This window comes from Paenibacillus sp. NFR01 (genome assembly GCF_900111565.1).
Classification (GTDB): Bacteria; Bacillota; Bacilli; order Paenibacillales; family Paenibacillaceae; genus Paenibacillus_AQ.
In genome coordinates, this window is record NZ_FOIK01000001.1 from 2,119,473 (window position 1) to 2,131,463 (window position 11,991).

The following is an 11,991-nucleotide window of genomic DNA, read 5'->3' on the forward strand; positions in this document are numbered from 1 at the left end:
AGAAATGGGGAATCCGAAATTGGCTAAATTCAAATTCAAACCATCCATGGCGCTGCTCACCTCCGCCCTTCTGCTGGCTGCTTTTCCGGGAACCCCGGGAGCGGCAGCAGGGACAGCGGACGCTCCGGCCTCCCTTGCCGATCTGCTGAACCCGGCCCGGCCCCTCATCTTATCTTCAGGGTTCTCCGGTCCGGAGTCTTCCGGCAGCCCGGCCCGAATGTTGTCCGCCGCCGCAGCGCCTGCGGTTGTAGACCCGAATATCGACACGTCGTCCTCCGATAAGATAAGCGTCATCGTCCAGCTCAGCGGTCAGGCCGTATCCGAGGCGAAGCACTCGGCCAGCCTCTCCAGACGATCCTTCTCCCTGCAGTCGGCCGAACAGTCGGTCGTGTCGGAGCAATCCGCATTTAAGAATACGGCCCGGGTCGAAGGCATCGCCATGAAGGTGAACTACCAGTACGACACGGTGCTGAACGGCATGGAAATAACCGTCAGAGCCGATCAAATTCCAGCGCTGGCGCAACTCGCCGGGGTTAAGTCCATCAGCTTAAACAGCACTTATTATCCCATTCCCTTAATCGAAACTCCGGCGGACGAGAACGGCTCCGGACCGAATATCGAGATTGACCCGCTGGCGCAGATCGGCGTGGATACGGCCTGGCAGAGCGGGTATACCGGCAAAGGCGTAAAGGTTGGGGTTATCGATACCGGCGTGGACTATCTGCATCCCGATTTGAAGAATGCCTACAAAGGCGGCTACGATTCCTTTTATCAGGACAATGATCCCTATGAAGAGATACCGGCCATATTCGGCTTTGAGGGTACCAGCCACGGAACTCACGTAGCCGGTACGATTGTAGGACGCGCCGAGAATAAGGATTCTGAAGTCGTCCAGAAAGGGATTGCCTATGAGGCGGATCTCTATGCCTATAAAGTGCTGGGAGCCACCTATAACGAAAGCAAAGGAATCTATGAGACCTCCGGCACCTCGGCCCAGGTGATCGACGGCATCGAGCACGCCGTGAAGGACGGCATGGATGTTATTAACCTGTCGCTCGGTTCAGATATGGAAAAGGATCCGGACTCCCCGGACTCGATCGCCGTGAATAATGCCGTGCTTTCCGGCGTTGTCGCCGTTGTCGCGAACGGCAATGCGGGAGCGGACGGCAAATACTACTATTCCATGGGCTCTCCGGCCAGCTCCCAGCTCGCGATCTCCGTAGCTGCCGCGACAAGCACCAGTACCCACTACCGGGCGAATTTCAGCGCGCAGCTGACGAATACGGTAACGGAGGAAGTATATAGCGTGACGGATATGGTCTACTCCGATCTTCTTGGATGGAGCTATAACGGAGCGAATTTCGGGGAACTGCTGGGAACCGAGCCTGTGGATGCGGTTTATGCCGGACTGGGCGATTACATCGACTACAGCAATGTTGGCGATGTTACGGGCAAGGTGGTTATTGTCTCCCGCGGCAACCTGACCTTTGTCGATAAGGTTGCCATTGCCAAGAGCCACGGGGCAAAAGCGCTGATCCTCTTTAACGGGAATTCGCTTGGCGGATCGGAAGAAGCCGATCTTTCGGAGAGCATTCCCGGTCGAGACGGGCCGATTGGCGACATCGGCTATCTGGGTGATGATTATGCTTTCATACCCACCTTTGATATGCCGGGTATAGAAGGTCGCGCCCTGGCCCGGACCATTCTGGAGCATCCGGATCAGCCGCTGCATATTACCTTTGGCAAGGATTATCCAATGACTCTGGAGGCCGGCGACACCATTGCCGACTTCAGCTCGCGCGGACCGAATTCCGACGATAATTACGGCATCAAGCCGGACATTAGCGCACCGGGCGTCAACATTCTGTCCACGCTGCCCGAATACGCGGCCTATTACGGCAACCCGGAATACAGCTATTATTTTGATCATGGAGAGCCGAGCTACGGCCTCGCCTATCACCGTTCCAGCGGTACCAGCATGGCCTCTCCGCACATTGCAGGTCTGGCGGCGTTGATGACTCAGGCGCATCCCGGCTGGACGCCGCTCGAGATCCGCGCCGCCCTGGCCAACACGGCGGATGAAATCTCCGATCAAAACGGTACGCCGTACGATGTGTATTCGCAAGGCGCCGGCCGGGCCGATGTTGCCGATGCATTGATTACGCCGGCTGTCGTGCAGTCCCTGGATCCGATAACCGTTTATGACGACAAAATGAACGCTTCGGTGATCCAAAGCGAGGCCAGCAGCCTGAGCTTCGGCGCCATCGATCCGGGCGCGGCGGCGCTTTCCAAACCGTTGCGGATTAAAAATCTGTCCGGGGATACGGTAACCTATACCGCTTCGGTAGTCATGCACCCGAGCGTAACCTCCGATCCTTCCGATCCGATCCCGACACCGGATGTAAACAATATCGTTTTGGCGCTAGAGGGGTTGGGGGCAGGCTCCACGATTACGGCCGAACCGGGCGCCAGCACGCCTTTTGCACTTACCGCCCGGGCCACGGATCAGGCGGCCCACGGAGTATATGAAGGCGAGATTCTGCTGCAGGGCACCGGGCTTCCTTCGCTTCATCTGCCGTTTGTGATCCACGTCGGCGACGATGCTGCCGACAACGACTTCGGTCTGATTGACGGATTCCTGACCCATAAGAGAATCTCTCCTTCGACTCCCGCCGATTTATCGGTAACGCTGGCGAATGACCATACCAACTTTATGGTCGTTGAGGTTAACGGCCTTGACGGGGAGTATATCGGACGCATCTCCGAATGGTATGATTTGAATGCCGAAACGCAAGAGCTGGCATTTCTTCCTGAAGGCAGGGTAACCTTCGAAAATATCGACGGCAGCTACACAGACGGAACCGTAGACGAGTATGGAAATTACGTGATCAAACAACTGGAGCCGGGACAGTATAAGCTCAGTGCCTACGCCGTTCAGTACGACGAGAGCTTTGAGATTGCAGATGTTCAGAGTGTGAATTTGACATTTTACATGATGGGCGAAGACGAGGGCGGAGCCAGCGAACCGACGCCTTCTCCGACGCCGACGCCCGCGCCCGGCAACACCGGCGGTGGCGGTGGCGTTTCCGCTACGCCGTCTCCAACCGCAAGCAGCGCTCCGTCAAGCCCTGCCGCGCCGCCGCTGGCGGCAGTGGTTGAGCCGAACCAGACGCTTGCATCCCTTACGGGAGTCTCAACGCCGGATGGAGATCAGACCGTGATTACGCTCAGCAATGATACGCTGATGAAAGCCTTGGAAGTTAAGTCGGCGGCGACGGTCTACAGCGTCACCGCCGCTACGGCAGATCACGGAACCCAAGCCAGCCTGAAGCTGACCGCCGGGCAGGTGGACCTGCTGCAGTCGGCCCCCGCGGGCAGCTCGCTTGCCTTTTCGTGGAACGGCGCATCCTTATCCATACCGCTGTCCGCCCTCTCCGGCGTTGCAGCAAATGCCGATCTGACCGTCTCCATCATGCCGGACGCGAATAGCAAGGCTGCATTTAACGAGGGCTACGCCGCACTGCTTGGAACGCCTTATACCTTCGAGGCCTATTCCACGGCTGCAGGCGTCACTACCAAAGTGACCTTCGCACCGGATCAGATCGTCCACAGAGCCTTCCTGCTGGATAAAGGCATTGACGCGTCGGACGCGGGCGTCCTTTATATCGAGGCCGGCGACGTATACCCTGTTCCTGCCAGATTCAAGACGCTGCCGGATGGATCGACCTTGGTCATCATCAGCCGTCCGGGTTTCTCCACTTATGCAGCCGCAACCCGAACCGTCGAATTTACGGACATCAGATCTTCCTGGGCCAAAGATCAGATTCAGCTGTTGTCCGACAAGTTCCTTCTGAATGGAACTTCCGAGGATACATTCCAGCCGAAGAGTCCGGTCACCCGGGCCCAGTTCGCCTCCATGCTCGTAACCGCGATCGGGCTGGATCGATCCGTACCAACCAATGCATTCACGGATATCAAAGGAAGCGAATGGTATGCCCGGGACGTGAATGCCGCCTACAGGGCCGGACTGATCACCGGCTACGCCGGAACATTCAGACCGAACGATGAGATTACACGCCAGGATTTGACCGTCATGCTGGCCAGAGCCATCAAGCTGCTGGATATCCAATTCTCCGGCGGAGCGGTCCGCAAGCCTTACGCCGATGCCGCCGCATTCAGCAGCTACGCCAAGGACAGCATCCAGGCGGTCAGCGATGCCGGACTGATGCAGGGCGAAGGTCAACAAGGCCAGTTCCTTTTCCATCCTGCCCTGCCGACCACCCGCGAAGCAGCAGGCAAGGTGCTGTATCAATTGCTTAGCTTAGCGGGATCGATTTAACGCCATCACGCACAAATCCCCCTGCCATCAGGTGACTGTTGGCAGGGGGATTTTCTTTTTCAAGCACTTTAGCTGTTATTCGTCCGCTTAATTCAAAACGATGCTGAAAATCCCGGATTCCATAATGCGCTGCCGTCATACGCTTAGATATGATCAAATTCATGTGATTCTGGACATAGCCCATCGGGAAAATGTAGTTAACTGCAAATGGTTTACTCGTTAAAAGCTTTTAACTTGCGAATTTCTTTGATTAACCGGACTGCCATATCATCTGCACTCGTCGCCTTTTCGGTTTGACCAGCATTTGGTCCGAGTACGCCCACACCACCTGCATTGGATACCATTCGAAAAGATAGAGTATTTCAGCAAATACTACGGCGATAAACACGAATTCGATTTAAGGAACTCTTAAATAAACTTATGATCTCACCTTAACTTTCCTCAAGATGGGATCATAAGTTTTTATTAAGACGGTTACAGAGTTTCTACCTTGACACGATTAAACTCTGCTGTCCCTTGACTAACAAATAAGGCAAGCTTCCCGTGCTGAATATCATATATTCTTGCACTCAAAGCCACTTCCCCTCCGACATAAATTTCACAGATCGTTCCGTCCACGAATATTTTCAGTTCATACTTCCGATCCGGCTGCAGCATAAGCGGACGTTCCAGCTCTACATCGTAAGGAAAAGTTTTGCCTCCCTCTTCCGTTTGCATAATTGATCCACGGAAGGTAATCCGGCTTCGTTCGGGTTCCAGCGTGATATAGTAGGCAATATCCAGCCCCTCCTCTGCCCTGAGCATGATCCCCAAACCTTGAGTAGAACCGGAGTAAGAAACATCGGCTGATATTTTGCATAAATCCGGCAATTCTTCCTCTGTGATGCAGCCGGCAAAGGAATATGGAGAGTCGCATCGGATCGAAGTCTCTGTTATTGCCCACTCTCCGGCAACTCCAATAAAATGGGCAGGTGCTTGGCAGGCGAAAGCCGAGTCTATGGTTTCCGGAACTTTTACACCTAGCGTCCCATCCGGGCGTTGTAGGATTTCATGCACAACCATATTGCCTCCCCAATCCCATGTATCATAATCTTTGCCGGAGGCTTCAGGCGGATTCCAGCCAAACAGATCGTCGTTTTTTGTCGGATTCCAGCCGAACAAATAACGTTTTTGTCCATCGGATACGGATTTCGCGGCATAATAAGCCCGCCCATCAAAGGCTTCCTCCGGCGGTGTAATCCACGGCCCGTTCAAGGAACGACTCATCCGGTAAAAGGTACCAAAACGCCCCGTATAAGAAGAATAGATAAGGTACCACCAGTCCCCCATCCGGAACAGGTCTGGGCATTCATGAGCTCCGACATGTAATTTCGGCGCATACAGCGGCTCCCGGTATTCCCAATGCCTGAGATCCTTAGATGACAGCAAACCTGTGCAGCCTTTCCGGTTTGTCGGTCCTTTGGCCAGTGCTGCGATCAGCATCCAGTATTGCCCTTCTTCTTCATTCCAGAAAACAAAGGGATCACGCCAGTCCGCCAGCTCATAAATTTCGCCATCCGGACCAAAAGTGTCTTCGGGAATCGGCTCCCATGTCCGTAGATCCTTACTGATGGCATGACAGGCAAACTGTTTGCCTTCTGGAAAGATGCAATAGAACATGTGATAGATATCATCAACCTTGAGAATATGCCCAGTCCCGCCTTCAATTTTACAAGCTCCCTCTTCCCTGAAATGAATGAAATCCTTCGTTCCAAGCAAATGCCAGCCTTGCTCAAGGCTCTCTTGATTATTTTCTCTCCAGCCATGGAGATAGAATAGTTTAAACTCCCCGTGTTCATAGTAGGGGATTACATCCCCCACCCAGGCATTCTCCGGACGATAAAAAAATTCTTTCATTTGTTATTCCTCCCCGTTATACATAGAGCTCCGGTCAAAGTAAATCAGAGAAAGCCGGAGTCATGGCGAAGGTGGACATCACCTTGCTTCCCCGGCTCTCTCTTAATCGTTATTTGTTGACTTCATCCAGCAGCAGCGAGATCATTTGCGCGCTCTCCGCACGATCCACCGTTTCATGAGGCATGAATAACTGATTGCCGCGCCCGTCAACTACCCCAAGCTCCTGTAAGGCAGCCACTGCATCTGAAGCCCAACCGCTTATCGTACCGGTATCCTTGAAATTGCTTTGCCGATGAAGAGCAGCCTTCTGTCCTGTTTGAAACAGGTATGCTTTGTATATCATGGACGCCATTTCTTCACGGCTTATGGTGTCCTCCGGCGCAAAGGTATCTTTGCTTCTTCCAGTGACAATTCCCGCTTCGTAGCTGCTGCAATCGAAGAAGCATACCATTTCACGGGTGCTACATCCTTAAACATAGTTGAGTTTGTTCCTGTTATTCCGAGTGCACGAGTGATCAAGGAAGCCAACTCCGCTCTGCTTACCTTTTGCTTCGGTGCGAATGCCGTTTCGCTCACTCCCAGGACAATTTGCTTTGCAGCCATCCTTTTTATAACATCATAGGCCCAGTAGGAGGCATTCACATCTTCAAAAGATTTATCATAAGTAAGGACAGCATACTTGCTGAAATGACCCACCTCAGCCGTCCATTTACCGTCTGCATAGGTTCCGCCCCTATACTCCAGTCTGCCGTCATCCGAGATGTAATATATACCCGTTAAATCTTGGCGGGAATTGGCCAGTGCGCTCAATTTGACGGTGATAGGTTTAGAGAACTTCGCAAGCGTCTGTTTCGTTCCGCCGGGCTTTACAATAGACAACTTGAAATCGTAGATCTCTCCGGCCACTGAAATGGCTGCCTGATTTCTTTGTGCGGCTTGCCCAATCAGCTCTTTGCTCTGCTCTGAAGGTAAAGCCTCCATTTCAAAAGAGATCTTCGCCTGCTCAAGCTCATTCCCCGTAACCATTGCCTGTAAATCCTTCAATACGTCTGCGGGAACTTCAATTTCCACATCTGTATTTTTAATCTTCAGTGCATTCTTACCGTCATTTGCTGCCAGGGCCGCAGAAAACTGTACCTGCCGCTCCCCTTTAGCCAGCTCGAATGATAAGCTGCCCGGGCTAACCGGTGTGCTGTCCTGATTTACAGGCTGACTCGGAGGATTGGTTGGATCGCTCGGGCTGGTCGGGTCCGACCCGTTCTGCACCTTAACCGGTACATTGAAATCATCGACGTTAATATGTCCGAATCCGCCGGTGGATTGGTCAACTACCTTGATATAAAGCTCCTGGCCGATATAAGGGGATGCATCCCAGATCTTCCGTTGATACTCCTCATAATTCGTAGCTGTCTCTTTAAACAGCTCCTTGCCGTCCGAAGCCCGGACCAGTGCAACATAAAGCTTATCGATATCGCGCCCGCCGCTGACCAGGAAGTTGATCTTGCCGTTGCCGCCAAGGACGAACTTCTGCGACTTGAGCGTTCCCGTTAACCCGTCACCGCCGGCTGCCTCGTTGAAGCCCCACAAATGATAGCCGCCCGGAATTTTATGCGATGGATTAAAGTAGATCGTATCCCAGAACAACTGGGCATCGGTCACATGGACGTCCTGGAAGGCGTCTCCTTCCGCAATCCAGCCCGTTAAGTCGCCGGTAGCAAAATCATGGTTAGGCAGATCCGTAATATCGGTGTATACGGAATTATCCCAGTTGTCTGGAACATCGACCGGTGCTGCCGTTTCACCCGTCAAGGCATTCATATTCCATACTTTCATCGACTTGACCGTAATATCGTTGTCGGCCCATACCTTGAGGCCCAAGGAATCGTATCTTCCTACGTAGACACGAGTGGTCAGTTTTTTCTTATTGTTGGCAAAGGCTTCGACTACCGAGCGGTCCAGGAAAATATGGAGCTTCAGATTCTCTCCGTTCAGATCTACATATCCGCCCTGAATGCCATCCACACGGACATCCGGGTCGATACTGCTCTTGGTCCGGTCCACATTGAATGTATGGTCGGTCTTGTCATAGTAAATCAGCGTTTCCTCCTGGCCGTTATCGGAGCGCCGTACTTTAAGGCCAAATTTCTCGGCTTCACCAGGATCGATCTCCATCACGATCTCCAGCATGTCGCCTTTGACATTTTGGATCAACTGATTGGCTGCTTGCAGATTTTTGTCTGTAAAGTCAGCCAACTTATTGCCCCGCAGACTCTGTAATTCTTCAATCGGCTCAATGCGCAATTCATCGTGCTCATCCAGGCTCAAGGAAACCGGCAGCGCCAGATTATGCGCCCATCCGGCTTGGTATTCAGCCTGGGGTGTTCTTACATTCTGCACCATGGAAAATACGACCGTTCTTCCGTCGGGGGTCACCATACCGCTCTCTGCGGTTAAATAGCCGTCGCCGACATCCATTTTGGAAGGCGCATCCTGGTCGGGTATAAATTTATAGTTATCCCGGTCCCAGGTTCCAATCCAATAGAACACCTCAACATCCCGTTGCACATCGTTTGCCGGCGGGACCTGCTCCGGTTTCTCATGTGGATTGATCATGAAAATATACTTCTGTTTACCGGTGCTATCCTTGCCTAACGGCAGCAGCACCGGCAGTTCCCAAACGGTACCGAGCTCCGGATACAAGTTTCTGTCACTGACGTAAAGCGGCCCCTTATACTCCCAGTTGTACATATCGTCGGATACATACACCAGGGCTGTACCGCTGCTAAAGTCTTTAAGGCCAGACGTAACTAACTGATACCACTTATCCGTCTCTTGGTCATACCACACGAACGGGTCTCTGAACTCGTTATGGATACCATTACCGTTCTGCTCGGTAACCGGGTCCGGATAGGTCACCCACTTCTCCAAATTAGGGTCCGACAAATCAGCCGGAGTTGCCAGCCCAGTTCTTTGGTTCGGCGATAGAGAATCATTGCCCGCGGTGAAAAACAGAACCGGATTTCCGTCGCGATCATACGCGGCGCTGCCTGACCATACCCCATCCGGATCAAGGGTGCCTGCTTCAGGGGCAAGCGCGGGTCTCACATTTTCCCAATGCACCATATCGTCACTCACCCAATGTCCCCAGTGGATTTGGTGCCAATACGGACCTTGCGGGTTATGCTGATAAAACAAATGATATTTACCGTTATAATAAATAGGTGCATGCGCTTCATTCATCCAGTTTTGTGGTGGCATCGCATGGTATTGTGGACGGTGCTGATCCCCGTCATACACACTAGGATCCTCGTCGATATCTCCGTTTGGAATGTCCGGGACCACGCCGCCGTGAAGCGTCTTTACACTTTCATATTCAGCAAGAACTTCTTGGCCTGTGAGTGCTTTGTTCTGCAGCTTCACTTCATCCATGAGGCCGCTGAACATGTTGTAAGAGAACAGGCCCGCGAACTCTACGGATTTATTGTTTTTGCCGATCATCAGGCTGGCTGTCGACGATGTAATCGGAACATTGAGGGGGGTTGCCTGAGAGGCAACCTGCTCCCCATTAAGGTACAGCTTGATTTCTCCGGTTCTCTTATCGAAAGTCGCGGCGATATAATTCCACTTGTATTTTTCAAGCGGATGATCATTCACCCATACCTGAATCCACTGTCCGCCGATTCCAGCCTGAAATGACCATGTGCCGTGCCGGTACATGCCGAGCGCGAAGCCTTCAGCCTTATCCTGATCCGACTGATTCACGATGGCAGACAGCTTATTGCCGTCTCCCCATTCATAGCTGCGCGGAGCCACCCAGGCTTCGACCGTCAGCGCGTCGCTTACGGGAATAATATCCTTCGCGTTAACCTCAACATCATTCGAATAACCGTCAAACAGCAGTGCACCGCCCTTTACTCCGCGCGGAGTCCATCTCGGATCCTTGGAGTCCATGTACCTGGCGCTATTAAACACATAGTTTACCTCGTGTTCAAGACTGCTCACTTGCTCAAGCGCCTTCTTGCCTGCGCCTTCGTCAAAATTCATATAGAAGATGTTGCCCGTACTGTTTGCCTGGAAAGCATCAACGGAGATACGGGACTGATTCGACGAATCGACTACCTTGATATAGAGCCTCTTATTGTAGTATTCATATACATTCCAGGAAATCTTCTCATTTGCACTGATATTGCCGGTTCGTTTAAGCAATTCATTGCTGCTTGCATCATATAGTGCGACATAGGCATCCGCAGGTTGATCAATATCCACAATGGAAAAGGTAATCGTCCCGTTCCCTTGAAGGGTAAAGGCGCTGGAAGTAATGGAACCTTCTCCTTCAACGGTCGATTTGGCATAGAAACTGCCTTCTTTACCGGCGGCGGCTTGGTCGGTCACTTGAAAGGCATCTCCTTCAAACGTCCAGCCCTCCAGAGTGCCCGTCTCAAAACCACGGTTAGCGATTTCGGTCGGAATGATGTTTTCAGCCATGACCCCCTCTTCGGGAACCAATTCATTAAAGGTGTGGAAGGCATCCGCAAAAATCACACCCCAATCCGAAAAAGCCTGATCGACGATCTCGATATATAGTTTTTTGCCGATATACTTGGACAGGTCGGCTTTGTATTCTTGCATATTCGCGAGCCTCATGCCCTGCGCCGGATCCGGGAAGCCGGTGTCGTTAAATTCGCTGTTGCCGTATCGGGCAATCAGATTTCCTGTATCCGCATCGCTGATGCTGATATAGGCCTGATCCGTGTGCTTGCCCCCGCCCAGTCTGAAGGTGATCCAGCCTGTTCCTCCTAACTCAAACGTGCTGGACCGAAGCACGCCTGTTGCTGCTTCATTGGATTTCCACCCGTTCAGATGATAGGCTCCTTCCTGGTGATATGGAATTTGTTCCGCCCACCAGGTGGTTTCGTCTGACACGCTGCCCGGCCCAAACGCCTCACCTTCTTCAATGGTCCATCCGGTCAAGTCGCCCGTTTCAAAGCTCGGATTCTGGATTTGATACCGCTTGAAATCCGGCTTAATATCCGTCGCAACAATGCCTTCATCCGGCTCTGATTCATGATACATAAAGAATGCATCTGCAAAAATCAATCCCCAGTCTGAGGTTGCGTTATCTACGATTTCAATATAAAGCTTCTTGCCCAAATACTCGGAAAGATTCGCCTTATACTGTTCCATATTGGCAAGTCGCATGCCCTGAGCGGGATTCGGGAAGCCAGCGTCTGAAAATTTGCTATTGCCATACCTGGCGACAACTTCACCCGTATCTGCCTCTACGATATTCACATATACCTTGTCAGCGTTTTTGGCACCGCCTAACTTGAAGCTGATCCAGCCGCTGCCACCAAGCTCGAAGGTACTGGATCGGAGCACGCCAGTCTCGCCTTCGCTATATTTCCAACCGTTTAAATGATAGGTGCCCTCCTGGTTATACGGGATTTGTTCAGCCCACCAGGTGGTTTCGTTTGATACGCTGTTTGCACCAAACGCTTGACCTCTGACAACCGTCCAGCCTGACATATCTCCAGTTTCGAACCCTGGATTCTCAATTTGGTAGACCGCATCCGTAACCGACGGCCCGATATCGGCCGCTAACGGGGAGGGTTCCCCTCCTGCAGCTTCAACACCTGCTTCGGCTGCGGTTGCATTTGCGGCATGGGTTACCGGTGCCAAAAGCTGAAGAACCATTACTCCTGCAATCAAACCCGAAATCCACATTTTTCTTCTATCTGCGATCCTCATTCACAAGC

Annotated in this window: 4 protein-coding genes; 1 reads left to right on the forward strand and 3 read right to left on the reverse strand. The window is 52.3% G+C overall.

The window, feature by feature from the left end; genetic code table 11:
- Positions 1–19 precede the first annotated feature (19 nt).
- On the forward strand, positions 20–4,339 hold the full coding sequence (locus BMW84_RS09830; RefSeq protein WP_175498720.1) for a S8 family serine peptidase: 4,320 nt from the start codon (positions 20–22) through the stop codon (positions 4,337–4,339).
- 474 nt (positions 4,340–4,813) lie between these two features.
- Here BMW84_RS09830 and BMW84_RS09835 read toward each other — a convergent pair whose 3' ends face one another.
- The 3 genes from BMW84_RS09835 to BMW84_RS25030 form a co-directional block, all read right to left on the reverse strand.
- The gene (locus BMW84_RS09835; protein WP_091067206.1) at positions 4,814–6,235 is read right to left on the reverse strand and encodes a glycoside hydrolase family 32 protein; all 1,422 of its coding nucleotides are present in this window, start codon (positions 6,233–6,235) and stop codon (positions 4,814–4,816) included.
- A 109-nt stretch (positions 6,236–6,344) separates the two neighbouring features.
- Positions 6,345–6,686: an S-layer homology domain-containing protein gene (locus BMW84_RS09840; protein ID WP_091067209.1), complete on the reverse strand. Its 342-nt coding sequence runs from the start codon at positions 6,684–6,686 to the stop codon at positions 6,345–6,347.
- Positions 6,599–11,983, reverse strand: coding sequence for a GH32 C-terminal domain-containing protein (locus tag BMW84_RS25030; protein WP_254772912.1), 5,385 nt, complete (start codon positions 11,981–11,983; stop codon positions 6,599–6,601). The genes BMW84_RS09840 and BMW84_RS25030 overlap by 88 nt, the downstream gene beginning before the upstream one ends.
- Positions 11,984–11,991: the final 8 nt, after the last annotated feature.

Excerpts from the sequence above, each read along its gene's own strand:
- BMW84_RS09840 (WP_091067209.1), bottom strand. The coding sequence starts at position 6,686 with ATGGTATGCTTCTTCGATTGCAGCAGCTACGAAGCGGGAATTGTCACT.
- BMW84_RS25030 (WP_254772912.1), bottom strand. The coding sequence starts at position 11,983 with ATGAGGATCGCAGATAGAAGAAAAATGTGGATTTCGGGTTTGATTGCA.
- BMW84_RS09835 (WP_091067206.1), bottom strand. The coding sequence starts at position 6,235 with ATGAAAGAATTTTTTTATCGTCCGGAGAATGCCTGGGTGGGGGATGTA.